This is a genomic window from Rhizobium sp. 10N427 (genome assembly GCF_056394605.1).
Genome location: NZ_JBFTID010000014.1, coordinates 112,559 through 129,258 on the forward strand (window position 1 = coordinate 112,559; position 16,700 = coordinate 129,258).

Sequence of the window (16,700 nt, forward strand, 5' to 3'; positions counted from 1 at the left end):
ATCCCACTCAAAAGCCAACGCGGTCAATGCCAGCGCAATGTGGGGATTTGGTGACGTTTATCGCATTTCATCCGGTGCGGCGGTACCAGTAATGGCAAGACCCGACTTCAAAACCGAAGCGACAGCGTACACCAGCCCTAGTCTGGCAATACTCGATTCTCGGCTCTTATCGTTAACAAATCGTAATTCAGTCTGATCTTTACCTTTGTTCCAGTGTGCATGGAACGAACTGGCGAGGTCGTAGAGATAGAAAGCGACCCTGTGAGGCTCCTGTGCCTGGGCCGCGGATTCGACGACGCGCGGGAACTCCGCAGCCTTCGCAATCAGCTGCAATTCCGCGGGATCCGAGATTCCGGAGACGGCTTTTGCAAGCTCTGCGGGGGTCACGTCGAGGTCCGGAAACGCCTCCCTCGCCTGCCGGAAAACCGACATGCAACGGGCATGCGCATACTGCACGTAAAAGACCGGATTATCCTTCGACTGTTCCGTTACTTTGGCGAAATCGAAGTCAAGCGGCTCGGAACTCTTCCGGTACAGCATCATGAAACGCACCGAATCGCGGCCGACTTCCTCGACCACGTCGCGCAGCGTCACGAAGTCGCCGGAGCGCTTCGACATCTTCACCGGCTCGCCATTGCGATAGAGCTTCACGAGTTGGCAGAGCAGCACCGTCAGCTTCGAATTGCCTTCCGAAACGGCACGCGCGACAGCTTCCAGACGCTTGACGTAGCCGCCATGGTCGGCGCCGAGCACATAGATCATCTCGTTGAAGCCACGGTCGAACTTGTTCTTGAAGTAAGCAACGTCAGCGGCAAAGTAAGTATAGGAACCATCCGACTTGATCAGCGGACGATCGACATCGTCGCCGACCTCGGTCGAGCGGAACAGTGTCTGCTCGCGGTCTTCCCAATCCTCGGGCAGCTGGCCCTTCGGCGGCGGCAGAGAACCCTTGTAGACGAAGCCCTTGAAGGTCAGGTCGTTGATTGCGGTCCGGATAGCGGCGGCACCGCCATCATGCAGCGTGCGCTCGGAGAAGAACACGTCGTGGTGAACGTTCAATGCTGCCAGATCCTCGCGGATCATCACCATCATTGCATCGATCGCCTTGTCCTTGACGATGGGCATCCACTGCTCTTCCGGCATATTGTGCAACCGCACGCCATATTCACTGGCCAGTGACTGGCCGACCGGCACGAGGTAATCGCCCGGATAGAGACCTGCCGGGATCTCGCCGATCTTCTCGCCGAGGGCTTCGCGGTAACGCAGGAAGACCGAGCGTGCCAGCACGTCGATCTGCGAGCCGGCATCGTTGATGTAATATTCCTTCTCGACGGCATAGCCGGCAAAAGACAGAAGATTTGCCAGTGCGTCGCCGACAACGGCGCCGCGGCAATGGCCGACATGCATCGGGCCGGTCGGGTTTGCCGAGACGTATTCGACATTGACCTTGCGGCCGATGCCAAGCGTCGAGCGGCCGTAATCAGTGCCGGCGCCGATCATCGACGCGAGCAGCCGCTGCCAGTAGCCGACGGACAGCTTGATGTTGATGAATCCAGGACCGGCGACGGAGACGTCAGCCACATCCGGATCTTCCTTCAACTTGCCGATGATGATTTCGGCGAAGGCCCGCGGGTTGGTGCCGAGCGGCTTAGCCAGCACCATCGCTGCGTTGGTCGCAACGTCGCCATGAGTGGCGTCACGCGGCGGCTCGACGGCGATGCGGCCGAAATCGAGCTCGGATCGCTTTTCCTTGACCAGATCGATCTGTTCAAGGGCGGTTTTAATCCTGGCTTCGAAATCGGTAAAAAGGTTCATCGCACTCTTCCATGCATAGGCTGTGCCACAAGGCATCGACCGGCCTTTTGCCGGGCGCGTGCTGCCTATCGCAAATCGGGAGTGTGGTCAAACAATCGCCTGTGAGCGCTGATAGCATAGGTGTCGGTCATGCCGGCCAGATAGTCGCCGACATGGCGGGCTTTCGGCGCGTCTGCAAGGCCTGCGATATGATCGACCCAGTAGTGGCTCTGCATCTCCTTCGGGTTCGCCATATAGGCGCCGAAGAGGTCGGTGACGATCTGCGCGGCCCCTGCCCGGATGCGCATGATCTCGGGATGGCGATAGATGCGCTTGAAGAGCATCTGCTTGATCAGCCTGTCGGTTTCGGCCATCGCCGGCGAGAAGGTGGCGATGACGCGGTCGGCGTGACGGATATCGTCAGCGCTCTCCGGCTTGATCTGCGACAGGCGCTGCTGCGCGACGGAAATGACATCCTCGACCATGCGGGTGATCTGACGGCGCATGATTTCATGGGTGAAGCGGCTCGCCTCGAGGTTCGGATAGCGCTCGCGCACTTCCGCCATCAGCCCGGCGAGGAAGGGAATTTCCTCCAGCATCTCGAAGGTCAGGTAGCCGGAGCGCAGGCCGTCGTCGATATCGTGGGTATTATAGGCGATGTCGTCGGCAATCGCCGCTACCTGCGCCTCAAGGCTTGCATAGGTGTCGAGCTGCAGGTCGTGGATCTCGCAATAATCGAGGATCGGCTGCGGGACCGGCCCGCGCGTGCCCTGCCCGTCCTTCGTCAGCAGCGGGCCGTTGTGCTTCACGAGGCCTTCGAGGCTTTCCCAGGTCAGGTTGATGCCGTCGAATTCGGCATAGCGGCGCTCCAGCTTGGTCACGATCCGCAGTGACTGGGCATTGTGATCGAAGCCGCCATAGGGCAGCAGCACCTCATGCAGCGCATCTTCGCCGGTATGGCCGAAGGGCGTGTGGCCGAAATCGTGGACCAGCGCCACGCCCTCGGCCAGATCTTCATCCAGCTTGAGTGCACGGGCCAAAGCGCGGGCGATCTGTGCAACCTCGATCGTGTGCGTCAGGCGCGTGCGGTAGTGGTCGCCATCCTGGGCGATGAAGACCTGCGTCTTGTGCTTCAGGCGGCGGAAGGCCGTGGTGTGGACGATGCGGTCGCGGTCGCGCTGGAAGTCGGAACGTGTCGGGCTGGAGCTTTCGTCATAGAGCCGCCCGCGGGTCGTCCAGGGGTCTGCCGCATAGACTGCCCGCTCGCTGTTTCCAAAACCCAATGCATGCCTGTCGATCGTCATTCTTCACCGTCATTCGAGCTCGCGGCCGGATCGCCCATTGACGCCGCTTCACGCTCTTCATACCTATAGTCAGTATATACGGCAAAGCGGCGCTTTCTTAACCGCTTTCCGCAATAATGCGTTTCAATGACGCATGTGATAAATTCTTTTGATATCAGCCGTTTGAAAGATCATCGGCTTCTATCAATTCTCTCCGGATCTTGACCCCGGCAGGAGGAAGCATGACAGAGACCACAGTAACCCTCTCCGATGCCGCGGCAAAGCGAATCGCCGCCATCGTCGGCGCCGAAGCCGGCAAGAGCGCCCTTCGCGTCTCCGTCGAAGGCGGCGGATGTTCGGGGTTTTCCTACAAGTTCGATCTCGCCGATGGCGTTCAGGACGACGACGTGATCGTCGAGAAGAACGACGCGAAGGTGCTGATCGACAGCATGTCGCTGATCTATATGGCGGGCTCGGAGATCGACTTCGTTGATAACCTGCTCGGCCAGTCCTTCCAGATCAACAATCCGAACGCGGTCGCCAGTTGCGGCTGCGGCACCAGCTTTTCGATCTGAACAACATCAGAGCACCCAAATCAGACCGGCCGAAGAAATCTCTTCCGGCCGGTTTATCGTCTTGTCCGGACGCTGCCCATCACGATACAAGATCGGCACGAAGCAAGAGGTGATGGATGAAGATCGCGACCTGGAACATCAACGGCGTCAAGGCGCGTATCGACAACCTCACGCAATGGCTGAAGGATTCCAGCCCTGACATCGCCTGCCTGCAGGAAATCAAGACCGTCGACGAAGGGTTTCCTCGCCTCGAGATCGAGGCGCTCGGCTATCACGTCGAAACCCACGGCCAGAAGGGTTTCAATGGCGTCGCGATCCTTTCCAAGAGCAAGCCTGACGAAGTGAACTGCGGCCTGCCCGGCGACCCGCTGGATGAGCAGGCGCGCTTCCTCGAGGCCGTCTTTTCGTTACCCGGCAACAAGGCGCTTCGCATCGGCTGCCTCTACCTGCCGAACGGCAACCCTGTTGATACCGAGAAATACACCTACAAGCTCGCGTGGATGGAGCGGCTGCGGCAATTCGCGATCCAGCGTCTCGAATATGAGGAAGCCTTCATCCTGGCCGGTGACTACAACGTCATTCCCGAACCGCATGATTGCTTCGATCCGAAGGTCTGGGAGAATGACGCGCTGTTCCTGCCGCAGACGCGCGAGGCTTTCCGCAGGCTCGAAGCCCTCGGCTTTACCGACGCGGTGCGCGCGACCACCGATGCGACACAGCTCTATTCATTCTGGGATTATCAGGCCGGTGCCTGGCCGAAGAATAACGGCATTCGTATCGACCATCTGATGCTGTCGCCCGAGGCTGCTGACCGGATGACGTCGACGGCGATCGAAAAGCATGTCCGCGCCTGGGAAAAGCCGTCGGACCACGTGCCCGTCGTCGCCTATTTCGACTTCGCCGCTTAAAGGAAATCAGTCGCCGCTGGTGGCGATATTGTGGGAGAGCGATACCGCCGCACGGCGGTCTCCTTCGGTGGCGACCGAGAACGCCTGCTCCTGCAGCGATTCCATCCAGCCACAGTCCTTCGGCTTGCAGCGGTCGAGCGCCGCCGTCATCATTGCCAGACCGCGGGCCGACTGCCCTTCCTGGAAAAGAATATTGCCGAAGACCGACATGGCACCGGGATGCCCGCTCTTGCGGGCCTGGTTCAGCCACTTCTTGGCCTGCAGCGGATTGGCGCTGCCGCCATCGCCGGACAGCATCATCTGCGCCAGCTGGAACTGCGCCTCCGGCACGCCGAAGGTGGAGGCGACCTGGAAATAAAGCTGGCGGGCCTGATTGAGGTCGGTCTTGACGGGGCTACCCGGAATGCCGTGCTTGTAGTAGCTGGCAAGCGACAGAAGCGCATTGATGAAGAAGCCGGTGTCTTCGGAGCCGGGCTCGACGCCCTGCTGGGCAATCTCGCTGTAGATCTTGAAGGCCTCGAAATCGTCCTGGGTAACGCCATCACCGTCGGCATACATATTGGCCAGCGCCCAGCGCGAGCCGGTGTGCCCCTTCTCGGCCGCGTATTTATAGGCTTCAACGGCCTCTTCCTTCTGGCCGCTCTTGTAAGCCTTGAAACCGAACTTGAAGAGATCGAAAGGACCGGATTCCTTGGTCACGCCGGCATTGATATCAAACGCGCCGGCTGGGGATGCAATCGCCGCTGAAAGAGCGATGGACAGCCCCATGATAGATGATCTGAAAAGTCTGAACTCGGATGTCAGCATTTCACTCGGTTTCTTTCGCTTCCATCGCAGACCAGCCCGGCAGCAAAAACTCCGCTGCCACGCGTCCCGGCGTATTCCCTCCAGGCGAGCGATCCCGCGGCGAGCTCTCTGGCTCCTTTGCCCGCGTCGCATCCAGCCTTTCGCCCTTCTTCGAGGGCGTGAATTTCCTGCGCATCGCGATGGACCGCCCGGTTTCCGGCCCGGCCCGCCTGCAATGCCTGCGGCGTCATTTTTACGGAGGAAATGTCTCTCTCTCCGCCTCGCCAATAGTCGTAAACACCAAATGTGACCAAACCGGTATCGGCGTGATCGCGGCGTTCTTCAGCGCCCATCATGGACGCGGAAACATCGGAGAATGGACAGATGGAAGACACGACCTGAGAGCGAAGTTTTTCGGCGGAATCGCCTTGCGGGAAAAGCTGAATCGCCAATGGAGCGGAATGAAATCCGGCCCCCGATCGGCCCTCGCCTGTCCCTGAAAAAACTCGACCCATCTTACTTTTCAAACGCACCCTACGCCTGCCATTCCCTTGCCCGAAGATACCGCTGCGCTCTGTTTGTGGCGGGAAATGGACAAATTGTCCCTGGAGAGAGCTTACGCCAACTGTCGTAAAAAACTGTTGCGGATTCGTCACAAAATGGGATGGCCAAAAGGCATGATTAATATGGCAGCAAGCAAAGAAAAGCCCGGCGCTGGGCCGGGCTTTGTGTTTGGCAGGTCTTGATTAGAACTTGACCTTAATGCTGGTCGATAGCGCAGTGACGAGGTCGTTGCCAAAGGAATAGGTCACGTCGTCGCCGTACGTCACGCCGTCACGGGTGAATGTCCCGGATTCGCCACTTGTCATAAGACCGATCGCGCCTGCCACACGCCATTCGATGTTCTCCGTCGGCGTATAGGCTGCCCCCAGACCGAGCATCCATGTGTCAGTCTGCGAACCGTAGCCGTCGCTGGTGCCGCGGTCCCATGTTAAACTGACAGCACCGGCCCACTGATCGTTGAACTTGTGACCGATACCGCCACCGATCGTCCAACCGTCACGGTAGGCGAGATCAAGCGATGCAAGGCCGCCGGCAGGACACGTCCCAGTCGTAGGGCAGAATGCGACGGATTGTAGGATGCTCCAATTCGTCCACTTGATATTGCCGAACGCAAGCCAATCGGGAGCAATGCCGCTTTGAACTTTGAGTTCCAATGAGTCTGGCGCTTCAGCCGAACCTGTGACGGGCGTGATTTTTCCGCCATATCCAGGCACAATAGGAACCTGAGTGAGGTCGACGGTCCCCTCAAGGTTATCGTACTTCACACGGCTATTATAAACCAAACTTGCGCGCAGAGCGTATTCAGGGATTTCGTAAGCAATACCTGCACGCCAACCCCACGAGTCGTCGCTCATGTCGAGACGACCGATACCGTCACCCGGCTGACTGAACAGCGCAGGATTAGCGACATATCTGGTCTTGAAGCCCTCGATCTCCTGATAGAAAGCGCCGCCGATCACGCGGAACTGGCCTGGACCTGCATCAAATTTGTACGAGCAGGTTGCTCCATAGTTGTGACTGGTAACTTTCGTTTCGATATTGCTATTGGCACCGACCCAGCCAATGCCAGGATCGCTATGGGCCCCGAAGGGCTCCGAGTAGTCAACCAAGCAATCTACCGGCCCAAGACCAGTCTTGATACCGACGTAGGGGATCGCGTAATCCTTAGTCTCATCCGCGGATGTCGAACCACCGCCTAACCCGTTGTTTCCAAACCCGTCAGAAGAATCGATATCCTTCACATTCTTCAGCTTGCGCTGCGGCATCACATAGGTAACGCCCGAATTGAACGAAAACGGACCGGTATCGAACAGCTGATCGATATTGTAGCCGCCGCGTTCCAGACCGCCCGCAAAGGACGGCGTCGCGGCGGACGAAAGGATGATGAGCGATGCTACGCCCTTGGAAAACATACGAGATGCCATTGTGTCTCCCCCACTCAAGCAATGCAGATGATGCACCTTGCAAAGGAATAGCGCGGATGACAATGCGCGCCTTCATGACGCCACAATGCATGCAAGAAGTTAAATTGACGTAAGAAATTGACGAGCACGTCAAATTTTTGCGTATGGTAAAATTTTATCCCAATAAAATAATCATTCCGGGTTAGTTTTGGATTATCCTTCCAAGCCGATCTGCCCCTGTATCAATCTGACAACAGTCAGTTTTTTCGGCCCTACCCACTGAATAATTTGCAAAACCGCCCGATTCAGCGTGATCGGCGGCGCATATGAGCAAGTTCTTCCGATTCGGATTGCTGCGAACGCAAAACGGCGCCCGTGCAAGTCCGGACGCCGCTTTGGAATAGTTTACTACCAAGAGTGGATTAAGCTTCGTTCACCCTCGCCAGCGCAACCGTCAGGCTTTCCATCTGCCCCTGCAGTTCGGCCAGGCGCTCGCGCTCGGCTTCGACCACTTCGGGATTGGCGTTGGCGACGAACTTCTCGTTCGACAGCTTGCCGTTGATGCGGGCCATCTCGCCTTCGGTCTTGCCGATCGCCTTTTCGAGACGCGACTTCTCGGCCGAAAGGTCGATCAGGCTGCCGAGCGGCAGGCAAGCCGTGGCTTCGCCGACGACGATCTGTGCCGCGCCCTTCGGCGCAGCGTCAGCTAGCGAGACAGTCTCCACGCGCGCCAGACGCTTGATCGCCGCATCATGGCGCGACAGGCGCTCCCTGGTCTGCGCATTGGCATTGACGAAAACCAATGGTGCGGTTGCCGCCGGCGGGACGTTCATCTCGGCGCGAACCGAACGGATGCCCGACACCAGATCGATCAGCCAGTTGATCTCGTCGGCGGCGGCATCGTCGGAGAAGGACGGTGCCGGCCAGTCCGCATGGCAGACGAGTGTATCGCGCTCGATGCCTTCACCTGCGGTATGCGCCCAGAGTTCTTCGGTCATGAACGGCATGAAGGGATGCAGCAGCTTGTAGATCTCTTCGAGAATATAGGCGCTGCAGGCCTGGGCTTCCGCCTTGGCGGCCTCGTCCTCGCCGCTGAAGACAGGCTTCAACAGTTCAAGATACCAGTCGCAAACCTGGTTCCAGACGAAGCGGTAAAGCGCGCCGGCCGCATCGTTGAAGCGGTAGGCCTCAATGGCTTCCGTTACGTCACGTTCCGCACGGGCAAGTTCCGTCAGGATCCAGCGGTTGATGGTCAGCTTGACGCTATCAGGCGCGAAGTTCGGGTCGCTTTTGGCGCCGTTCATCTCGGCAAAGCGCGTCGCGTTCCAGAGCTTGGTTCCGAAGTTGCGGTAGCCGGCGATACGCGCCGGGTCGAGCTTCACGTCGCGTCCCTGCGCCGCCATGATGGCCAGCGTGAAACGCAGAGCGTCGGCGCCGTATTCGTCGATCAGCTCCAGGGGATCGATGACGTTGCCCTTCGACTTCGACATCTTCTGGCCGTTCTTGTCGCGGACCAGCGCGTGGATGTAGACGGTATGGAACGGCTCGACCGGATTGCCGTCCTCATCCTTCATGAAGTGCAGACCCATCTGCATCATGCGGACCACCCAGAACGGGATGATGTCGAAGCCGGTCACCAGAACGTTGGTCGGATAATAGCGCGCCAGTTCCGGCGTCTTTTCCGGCCAGCCGAGCGTCGAGAACGGCCAGAGTGCCGACGAGAACCAGGTATCCAGAACGTCTTCGTCGCGGGTCAGGATCTCGCCCGGCTTGAAGTTTTCGAGCAGGTCCTCGACATAGGCCTTCATCGGGCCTTCATGCGACAGATAATGCTGGATCGCAGCCTGCAGCGCTTCCTCTTCGGTCTTCTCGACGAAGACCTGACCATCCGGGCCGTACCAGGCGGGGATCTGGTGTCCCCACCAGAGCTGGCGCGAGATGCACCAGGGCTGGATGTTTTCCATCCATTGGAAATAGGTGTTTTCCCAGTTCTTCGGCACGAACTTGGTGCGGCCTTCGCGAACCGAGGCGATCGCCGGCTTGGCGAGCGTCTTGTTGTCGACCCACCACTGCTCGGTCAGACGCGGCTCGATCGGCACGCCGCCGCGGTCTCCGTGCGGAACCATGTGCTTGTGCGGCTCAATCTTGTCGAGCAGACCGGCTTCTTCGAAAATCTCGACGATGATCTTGCGTGCCGCGAAGCGATCCTGGCCCTCGAGACGATCCCAGGCGCCGTGGAGGGCCGCCGGGTTGTCGAGACCTTCCAGAAAGTCCTCGTTTTCCTTGATGGTGACCGAACCATCGACGTCAAGAACGTTGATAGCGCGCAAGCCGGTGCGCCGGGCAACGTCGAAGTCGTTGAAATCATGCGCCGGCGTCAGCTTGACGGCGCCGGTACCGGCGGTCGGATCGGCATAGCTGTCGGCGACAACAGGGATCTTGCGGCCGACGATCGGCAGGATGACGTGCTTGCCGACGATCGACGTGTAGCGATCGTCGTCCGGATTGACGGCAACGCCGGTGTCACCAAGCATCGTTTCCGGGCGGGTCGTGGCGACGACGAGATAATCGCGGGTTTCGAATTCCGTCGGCTTGCCATCTTCGTCGAAGGCAACCGGATGCTGGTAGGTGACGCCCTCTTCCAGCGGATAGCGCAGATGCCAGAGGTTACCCTTGACCTCGAGCTGCTCGACTTCCATGTCCGAAATCGCCGTTAGCAGCTTCGGATCCCAGTTGACGAGACGCTTGTCCTTGTAGATGAGCCCCTGCTTGTAAAGCGTTACAAATACCTCAAGAACGGCCTGCGACAGACCCTCGTCCATGGTGAAGCGTTCGCGCGACCAGTCACAGGAGGCGCCAAGGCGCTTCAGCTGGTTAAAGATCAGGCCGCCCGATTCAGCCTTCCATTCCCAGACCTTGTCGATGAAGGCGTCGCGGCCCATGTCGCGGCGGCCCGGAAGCTGCTGTTCCATCAGCTTGCGCTCGACCACCATCTGCGTGGCGATACCCGCATGGTCCATGCCCGGCTGCCACAGCACATCCTTGCCGCGCATGCGCTCGAAACGGATCATGATGTCCTGCAGCGTATTGTTGAGCGCGTGGCCCATGTGCAGGGAGCCCGTCACGTTCGGCGGCGGGATGACGATCGTGAACGTTTCGGCACCGGGCTTCTTGTTGGCGCCAGCGCGGAAAGCATCGGCTTCGTCCCATTTCGCAGCGATTTTGGGTTCGACTGCGGCGGAATCATAGGTCTTGTCGAGCATTTTATGACCAAACTTCGGGGTTTTAGGATGCGGGTTTGTAAATAGGATGGCTGCGGGCAAGTCAATAAAAAAGCCGCCCCGGAGACCGGAGCGGCTTGTTCGGTAAAAAGCGTTTCCGGTTAGCGGCGCGGACCGCGCGCCACGCGCTCGATTTCTTCACGCACGAGGCGTTCGACCAGCGTCGGCAGATTGTCATCCAGCCATTCGCGCAGCATCGGACGCAGCATGTCTTCGGCGATCTCATCGAGCGACCGACGCTCGGCGCCATCGATGGCAAGCGCCAGCTCTTCGAAGGAACGTGCGACCTGAAGGCTGGCATCCTGCGAGATCAGCGCCTGGGCTTCTTCCATGATCTGCGGCAGAAACTGGGGCATGGCAGCCGGGGCTTCGGCGACGGGTGCCTCCGGCGCGATTTCGGCCTGCGGAGCGATCGTTGCCTGCGGCTCCGGGAACACTTCTGTGGCAGCGGCTGCTACCGGCTGAGGGGCAGCGTCCACCGGTGCGGCTTCGGCAACAAGCGGCGCCTGCTTCGGTGCCGGCAGCGGAGCAACGACGGGAGCGGATACATGCTCGACCGGTGCACGGACCTGTTCAGCGACGGGCTCGGCCACGGGTTCCGGCTGGCGGAAGACCGGCGGAAGCTCGCGCGGCGGCTGGGCTGGCAGACGCTCGGAGGCGGCACGAACCCGGGCGGCGACATCGGCAAGCGACATGGAGCGCGCGGGCTCCTCGATATCGCGCGTACCTGCCGAATTGGCGGCGACGAAGCGCGGATCGGCCTGCATCACCGGCTCGGGAAACTCGACATTGGCATAGGTGTCGTCGACGGTCAGACGGATGTTGGAGTCGCTGCCTTCGTCTTCGCCGTCATCGCCGTAAACCGGCGGCAAAGATTGGGAAATGGCCTTTCCGGCACCCGGATCATTGCTCTCGATGATCTGGCGGATCGACGCCAGGATCTCTTCCATGGACGGTTCACGCGCTACGCTTGGCTGAGCCATATCTATCCCCGTTATGCTAAAAGCAACGATCGGATTGCGTGGTGTGGGCATCCGAATCACCCAGACACTAGAATACCCAAGACGCGAAAAAAATCATCGCGAATCAAATGAATGCGTCCATGCACAGTTTTGTTGGATGAACTGCGGACCGTCTGCCCGGCCCGGTTTCAGCGCCGCAAACGCAAACGGGCGCCGGAGGCGCCCGCATCGTCAAAGAGCAATGCAATGCTGCTCAGAACACAAATTCGCGCAGCTTTGCGAAGCCCGGAAGCGGCTTGACCGACGCGTTGAAGAAGACATTTTCGGAAACGGCGCCGCGCTCGGAAACGAAGACCTTGGCGCGGGCGGCGTTGCCGTAACCCTCGACCGTGACCAGACGGCCGCCCTCGGCGAGCTGGCCGAGAAGAGCTGCCGGAACCTGCTCGACGGAACCGTTGACGAAGATCAGATCATAAGGCGCGCCGGCCGTATGGCCCTTCTCGAGACCGCCGGTCACAACGGCGACATTCGGATAGGCTGCGAGATTGGCCTTTGCCGTTGCGGCAAGCGCTTCATCGGATTCGAGAGCGGTAACCGAACCGGCGATCAGCGACAGCAGCGCCGAGGTGTAGCCGGTACCGCAGCCGACTTCGAGAACCGTGTCGTCCTTGGTGATCGCGGCAAGCTGCAGCAGCTTTGCCAGCGGCGAGGCTTCCATCAGGAAGCGGCCGGGACAGATCTCGACGTCATTATCGATATAGGCCAGCGCCTTCGACTTTTCCGGGACGAAAGTTTCGCGCTCGACCGTCAGGAACGCGCTCAACACGGAATGGGACGTCACGTCCGTCGTACGGATCTGGTTGTCGACCATCTTCACGCGTGCTGCTTCGAAATCCATCTTATCCTCTTGCCCGTTTTCGGCGCCTACATGCGTCTCTTAATCCCGGGTTCGGATGCTTTCAAGGCTCCGCGCGCGGCTGCGGCAAGAATACTTGAGTGGACGCGGCGCTGTCGCGTGCGCCGGAGCGCATTCCAAACTCCGAAGTGGCATAAAGCGTGGCCCTGTGGTATTCTTGCAACCGGAGGAAATGAGGAGGAGCAGGCCATGTCTGCCATGTTCGTGCATTTCACACTCTTCGACTTGTTCATCGGTGCGGCGCTCGTCGGCATTCTTTGCTGCGGGCTGGTCAACAGCCGGACGAGTTGAGGACAATCACAGCGCAGCAGGCAGGAATCAGTAGGCCCGCTCTTTAGGTTCGAATGCGAAGCACGGGTTTTACGATTTTCATTCTGCTGCTGATCGCCGCCGCAAGCGTCATTCTTGCGGGCGTCTTGTCCATGCGGCTATCCCTAGCGGGAACGCTCGGAGATTGCTTCACTGGAGCATGCGGCTACACGACCGTGTTCATCGCCTGGCCGGGCTTGACGCTTAGCTTTTTTGCCATCGGCGCCTATCTTTATCTGAAATCCGCACCAAAACCCTGAACAGCGTTTCAGGAACATGTCAGCTTCGCTTGCGATAAAGGCCGCAATCGAAGCGAACGCGGAATAGGCATGAACAGATCCCTGATACTCGGCGCCTGCTTTATCGGCGGTTTCGTCGCAATCATTCTCTGTATTCCACTGATCGGCTCTGCCGCACCCAGCGTCACCACAGGTGGCGTCTCGCCGATTGCCGCGCTTCAAAGATCGAATTGAGGCGTTGGATAGCCGCGCGGATCAGCGCATTGTCTTCAAAAGCGCCGCCAATGCCGCGGCATCCGCCCTCGCCACCCGCTCCTGCATATGCCCTTCGGCAAGATAGCCAACGGCATCCAGCGCTTCCTGCTCACTCCATCCGGCGGCAACCGCCGCCTCGATCAAATCGCGGAACGCGAACTGAAGCGCGTCCTGGCACCGAATGTGGCGGTCGGGATCATCCTTGGTGACAAAGGGTTTTGAGATATTCCTCATATATGGATAATGAGCGGATTCGCTGAATGATCAAGGGCGCTGGATGCCGATTGACGGTGGACGAGTTGTTGCCGGTCAAGATTTTTCGAAAAACACCTCTTGCGGTTTCCTTTGGATCATTCTAAATCCGCGCCACCACTGAACAAGTCGTTCACGGATGGCCTCGTGGCGGAGTGGTGACGCAGAGGACTGCAAATCCTTGTACCCCGGTTCAATTCCGGGCGAGGCCTCCAAACTCAACAATCCAAGCTTGTATTGCCGGAATACATCCCCGCCCCTGCGGCCGGTGATGTATTATCCATTTTTGGGATAATGCTGTTTAAGCTAAAGCTTATCTGTGAATATAATCAGACTCTACTTCTGATAATATAGACATGATCAAAATCCCATGTGACGTTGCATCCTGCGTATAGAAGCGGGATGACACATGGCGAAAACGAGATACATTTTCGATCATAAGTCTGAGAAAGCGGTCCTATTTCAAGCAGGCAAGTTTTTGTTCCCAATCGGCGGCAGCAAGGCCGAGCACTGGATCGACGGAGACTATGTTTTCTCCCTGACGACGCAAAAAATTGCCTACTGGATCCTCGGCCAGGACTTGTATGGCCATATCGGCAACGGCGAACTGACCCGCGAGCCGCTGTTCTACTTCGGTGAATGAGCAGACTTGACTATTTGCTTAAATGAGAACAAAATAGGAACATAAAACGGAGGTTCCTATGACCCATGCCGAACAGGTGATTGAGAATGCGCTTGCGACCGTGGCTGCCAGCCGCGCCGAGCGGGAAAAGGACGAGGAGCGCAGACGGCGCGTGTTCGGCAAGATCGATATCGGCCTGCCCCTGCCTCAGATCAAGAACCGGCAGCTGACACTCGACCTTCATTAAGAGAATCGTATTCCCGAGGCTGTGTGAAACCTGCCTCAAACGCGTGGAAAAGCCTGCTGGCGCGGTATGTTCGGCCCGGCTTTTATTGCAACAGGACCCCATTTGTGACAGTTGCGTGACAACTCAAGCACTCACGGGGTCGCCATGTTAAGCTGGTTTCGCAAACTTCTTCCGCGCGAAGATCGATTCTTCGATCTTTTTGCTCAGCACTCGCGCACCGTCGTCGGCGCGGCGGAATCGCTGAACGAATTGTTGGCCGGAAACGATACCGAGCGGCATTGCAACCGCATCGTCACGCTGGAAAACGAGGCCGACGATATTACCCGCGAAGTTTTGCTGGCCGTGCGCCGCAGCTTCATCACGCCATTCGACCGCGGCGACATCAAGGATCTGATCCAGTCGCTCGATGACGCGATCGACATGATGCACAAGACGGTCAAGACCATCCGCCTGTTCGAACAGAAGAGCTTCGATCCCGGTATGCAGGAGATGGGCAAGGAAATCGTCAAGGCGGCACATCTGATTGCCGAGGCCATTCCGCTTCTCGACCGGATGGGCGCCAATGCGCAGCGGCTGACATCGATCGCTGAGGAAGTCACTCGGGTCGAAGGCAAGTCGGACGAGCTTTACGATCTCGGTCTGAAAGACCTGTTCCGCCGTCACGGCGCCTCCAACCCGATGGCCTATATCATCGGCAGCGAGATCTATGCCGAGCTCGAAAAGGTGGTCGACCGGTTCGAGGACGTTGCCAACGAAATCAGCGGCATCGTGATCGAGAACGTCTGATGGATGCCACCCTCGCCTTTCCGCTGCTGATCGGACTGATCGCGGTCGCGCTGTTCTTCGATTTCCTGAACGGACTGCACGATGCGGCGAACTCGATCGCGACAATCGTCTCGACTCGTGTTTTGAAGCCCCAATATGCCGTGATGTGGGCGGCGTTCTTCAATTTCATCGCCTTCCTGTTCTTCGGTCTGCATGTGGCGGAAACGCTGGGCACCGGTATCATCAATCCCGAGATCGTCAGCCCGCTGGTGATTTTTGCGGCCTTGATGGGCGCGATCATCTGGAACATCGTCACCTGGGTCTTCGGGATACCGTCGAGCTCGTCGCATGCACTGGTCGGCGGTCTCGTCGGCGCCGGCCTCGCCAAGGTCGGCTTCAGCTCGATCGTCTGGGGCGGCCTGCTGAAAACGGCAGGAGCCATCGTGCTGTCGCCGATGATCGGCTTTCTGCTGGCGCTGTTCCTGGTGCTCGCCGTCTCGTGGATCTTCGTGCGGCAGACGCCGTTTGCCGTCGACAGCACCTTCCGCATCTTGCAGTTCGTCTCCGCTTCGCTTTATTCGCTTGGCCACGGCGGCAATGATGCGCAGAAGACCATGGGCATCATCGCCGTGCTTCTCTATTCGCAGGGCTATCTCGGCGGCAGCTTCCACGTTCCGCTCTGGGTGGTGCTTTCCTGCCAGACGGCGATGGCGCTCGGTACGCTCTTCGGTGGTTGGCGAATCGTCCACACGATGGGATCGAAGATCACCAAGCTCAATCCGATGCAGGGTTTCTGCGCCGAGACCGGCGGAGCGCTGACGCTGTTCGGCGCGACATGGCTCGGCATTCCGGTTTCGACGACGCATACGATCACCGGCGCCATCATCGGCGTCGGCGCGGCAAAGCGCGTCTCAGCGGTGCGGTGGGGGCTTGCCGGCAATATCGTCATCGCCTGGGTGGTAACGCTGCCGGCGGCGGCATTGATCTCGGCGCTGTTCTACTGGGCCGCGGGCTTCTTCGCCTGATTCCAGACTTTAGCTACCGGCGGGCCTGCCCCGCCGGTGCCACCAGACCGACAGCCTGCGGCGCCAGCGGCGCGCCAAAGGCAGATCGTGCGACAGCACGATGAAGCCCAGCGGCAGCATCCAGAAGCCGAGGATGGGCAGAAACCCCAGGAAGCCACAGACAATCAGCAGCAGTCCGATGCCGATCCGCGCCATGCGCGAGCGCGGCAGCGGGATGCGCCAGGAGCCAAGAACGAGCTCGCCGGTCGCATGATCGATGCCAAAGTGCTTGGCGCGCGAATTTCCAGTGTTGTTTTTCCCGTCAGTCATCCACAGGAGATGGGGATAAGTGCAGCAATTGCAAGCAGATGTCATTTTTTTGAAAAAACCGCTTGGCAAATCGAACAAGCATTTGTATTAGCCCACTCACACCGCGGCAAGCGGTGATCCCTGGTAGCTCAGCGGTAGAGCATTCGACTGTTAATCGACAGGTCGCCGGTTCGAATCCGGCCCGGGGAGCCAGATTCATCAGCAT

17 protein-coding genes and 2 tRNA genes are annotated in these 16,700 nt (G+C 58.9%); 10 read left to right on the forward strand and 9 right to left on the reverse strand.

What is annotated here, in order from left to right:
* Positions 1–57 precede the first annotated feature (57 nt).
* Both argS and AC1DIJ_RS24380 read right to left on the reverse strand, forming a co-directional pair.
* The gene (gene argS / locus AC1DIJ_RS24375) at positions 58–1,815 is read right to left on the reverse strand and encodes an arginine--tRNA ligase (RefSeq protein ID WP_112387966.1); all 1,758 of its coding nucleotides are present in this window, start codon (positions 1,813–1,815) and stop codon (positions 58–60) included.
* A 65-nt stretch (positions 1,816–1,880) separates the two neighbouring features.
* On the reverse strand, positions 1,881–3,098 hold the full coding sequence (locus AC1DIJ_RS24380; protein ID WP_112445171.1) for a deoxyguanosinetriphosphate triphosphohydrolase: 1,218 nt from the start codon (positions 3,096–3,098) through the stop codon (positions 1,881–1,883).
* A 221-nt stretch (positions 3,099–3,319) separates the two neighbouring features.
* Here AC1DIJ_RS24380 and erpA point away from each other — a divergent pair, with 221 nt between their 5' ends.
* Complete coding sequence (gene erpA, locus AC1DIJ_RS24385; RefSeq protein WP_112387964.1) at positions 3,320–3,652, forward strand: iron-sulfur cluster insertion protein ErpA; 333 nt, start codon at positions 3,320–3,322, stop codon at positions 3,650–3,652.
* A gap of 116 nt (positions 3,653–3,768) precedes the next feature.
* The gene (gene xth, locus AC1DIJ_RS24390; RefSeq protein WP_112387963.1) at positions 3,769–4,560 is read left to right on the forward strand and encodes an exodeoxyribonuclease III; all 792 of its coding nucleotides are present in this window, start codon (positions 3,769–3,771) and stop codon (positions 4,558–4,560) included.
* A 6-nt stretch (positions 4,561–4,566) separates the two neighbouring features.
* Here the strand turns inward: xth and exoR are convergent, their stop codons facing one another.
* The gene (gene exoR, locus AC1DIJ_RS24395) at positions 4,567–5,367 is read right to left on the reverse strand and encodes an exopolysaccharide production regulator ExoR (protein WP_112387962.1); all 801 of its coding nucleotides are present in this window, start codon (positions 5,365–5,367) and stop codon (positions 4,567–4,569) included.
* On the opposite strand from exoR, the gene AC1DIJ_RS24400 reads away from it, so the two are divergent.
* Positions 5,358–5,846: a hypothetical protein gene (locus tag AC1DIJ_RS24400; protein ID WP_162705970.1), complete on the forward strand. Its 489-nt coding sequence runs from the start codon at positions 5,358–5,360 to the stop codon at positions 5,844–5,846. The genes exoR and AC1DIJ_RS24400 overlap by 10 nt on opposite strands.
* A gap of 246 nt (positions 5,847–6,092) precedes the next feature.
* On the opposite strand, the gene AC1DIJ_RS24405 is transcribed toward AC1DIJ_RS24400, so the two are convergent.
* The 4 genes from AC1DIJ_RS24405 to AC1DIJ_RS24420 form a co-directional block, all read right to left on the reverse strand.
* A complete protein-coding gene (locus tag AC1DIJ_RS24405) occupies positions 6,093–7,334 on the reverse strand; it encodes an OmpP1/FadL family transporter (RefSeq protein ID WP_112387961.1) in 1,242 nt (413 codons plus the stop codon).
* Between the two features lie 401 nt (positions 7,335–7,735).
* Positions 7,736–10,576: a valine--tRNA ligase gene (locus AC1DIJ_RS24410; protein ID WP_112387960.1), complete on the reverse strand. Its 2,841-nt coding sequence runs from the start codon at positions 10,574–10,576 to the stop codon at positions 7,736–7,738.
* 119 nt (positions 10,577–10,695) lie between these two features.
* On the reverse strand, positions 10,696–11,577 hold the full coding sequence (locus AC1DIJ_RS24415) for a DUF2497 domain-containing protein (RefSeq protein WP_112387959.1): 882 nt from the start codon (positions 11,575–11,577) through the stop codon (positions 10,696–10,698).
* Positions 11,578–11,809: 232 nt separating this feature from the next.
* Positions 11,810–12,454, reverse strand: coding sequence for a protein-L-isoaspartate O-methyltransferase family protein (locus AC1DIJ_RS24420; RefSeq protein WP_112387958.1), 645 nt, complete (start codon positions 12,452–12,454; stop codon positions 11,810–11,812).
* Positions 12,455–13,110: 656 nt separating this feature from the next.
* Here AC1DIJ_RS24420 and AC1DIJ_RS24425 point away from each other — a divergent pair.
* A complete protein-coding gene (locus AC1DIJ_RS24425; protein ID WP_162705969.1) occupies positions 13,111–13,254 on the forward strand; it encodes a hypothetical protein in 144 nt (47 codons plus the stop codon).
* Between the two features lie 21 nt (positions 13,255–13,275).
* On the opposite strand, the gene AC1DIJ_RS24430 is transcribed toward AC1DIJ_RS24425, so the two are convergent.
* Positions 13,276–13,509: a hypothetical protein gene (locus tag AC1DIJ_RS24430; RefSeq protein WP_112387956.1), complete on the reverse strand. Its 234-nt coding sequence runs from the start codon at positions 13,507–13,509 to the stop codon at positions 13,276–13,278.
* A gap of 159 nt (positions 13,510–13,668) precedes the next feature.
* Between AC1DIJ_RS24430 and AC1DIJ_RS24435 the strand changes: the two genes are divergently transcribed.
* From AC1DIJ_RS24435 to AC1DIJ_RS24455, 5 genes are all read left to right on the forward strand, one after another.
* A tRNA-Cys gene (locus AC1DIJ_RS24435) sits at positions 13,669–13,742 on the forward strand.
* Between the two features lie 194 nt (positions 13,743–13,936).
* On the forward strand, positions 13,937–14,170 hold the full coding sequence (locus AC1DIJ_RS24440) for a hypothetical protein (protein WP_112387955.1): 234 nt from the start codon (positions 13,937–13,939) through the stop codon (positions 14,168–14,170).
* Positions 14,171–14,228: 58 nt separating this feature from the next.
* The gene (locus AC1DIJ_RS24445; protein WP_477831647.1) at positions 14,229–14,396 is read left to right on the forward strand and encodes a hypothetical protein; all 168 of its coding nucleotides are present in this window, start codon (positions 14,229–14,231) and stop codon (positions 14,394–14,396) included.
* Between the two features lie 144 nt (positions 14,397–14,540).
* On the forward strand, positions 14,541–15,182 hold the full coding sequence (locus AC1DIJ_RS24450) for a DUF47 domain-containing protein (RefSeq protein ID WP_112387954.1): 642 nt from the start codon (positions 14,541–14,543) through the stop codon (positions 15,180–15,182).
* Positions 15,182–16,186, forward strand: a complete 1,005-nt coding sequence (locus AC1DIJ_RS24455) for an inorganic phosphate transporter (RefSeq protein WP_112387953.1) — start codon at positions 15,182–15,184, stop codon at positions 16,184–16,186. The genes AC1DIJ_RS24450 and AC1DIJ_RS24455 overlap by 1 nt, the downstream gene beginning before the upstream one ends.
* 9 nt (positions 16,187–16,195) lie before the next feature.
* Here AC1DIJ_RS24455 and AC1DIJ_RS24460 read toward each other — a convergent pair whose 3' ends face one another.
* A complete protein-coding gene (locus AC1DIJ_RS24460) occupies positions 16,196–16,495 on the reverse strand; it encodes a hypothetical protein (protein WP_112387952.1) in 300 nt (99 codons plus the stop codon).
* A gap of 117 nt (positions 16,496–16,612) precedes the next feature.
* On the opposite strand from AC1DIJ_RS24460, the gene AC1DIJ_RS24465 reads away from it, so the two are divergent.
* Positions 16,613–16,687: transfer RNA gene (locus AC1DIJ_RS24465), tRNA-Asn, on the forward strand.
* The last annotated feature ends 13 nt before the right edge of the window (positions 16,688–16,700 follow it).